General features: G+C 51.8%; 1 protein-coding gene. It reads left to right on the top strand.

The window, feature by feature from the left end:
• Nucleotides 1–253 (top strand): class I tRNA ligase family protein (locus AAEY75_RS16260; protein WP_352260186.1); only part of this gene is annotated, 253 nt, incomplete at both ends.

Genomic DNA, 253 nt, shown 5'->3' with positions numbered 1-253 from the left:
ACATGTATATGTCGTGGATGACCGACTTGCAGGACTGGTGTATCAGCCGCCAGCTATGGTGGGGACATCGTATCCCTGCGTGGTATGACGACGCGACAGGTGAGATTTATGTTGCCCGTGATGAAGCGGAAGTACGCACTAAGTACAATCTAAGCGACGACGTCAAATTGCGCCAAGACGATGACGTGCTTGATACCTGGTTTAGCTCGGGTTTGTGGACGTTTAGTACGCTTGATTGGGCAGACCCTAACGC

Source organism: Psychrobacter sp. TB55-MNA-CIBAN-0194 (assembly GCF_040309505.1).
Taxonomy (GTDB): domain Bacteria; phylum Pseudomonadota; class Gammaproteobacteria; order Pseudomonadales; family Moraxellaceae; genus Psychrobacter; species Psychrobacter fozii.
The sequence above is the reverse complement of the archived record's forward strand: the minus strand, read 5'-3'. Positions and strand labels throughout refer to the sequence as shown.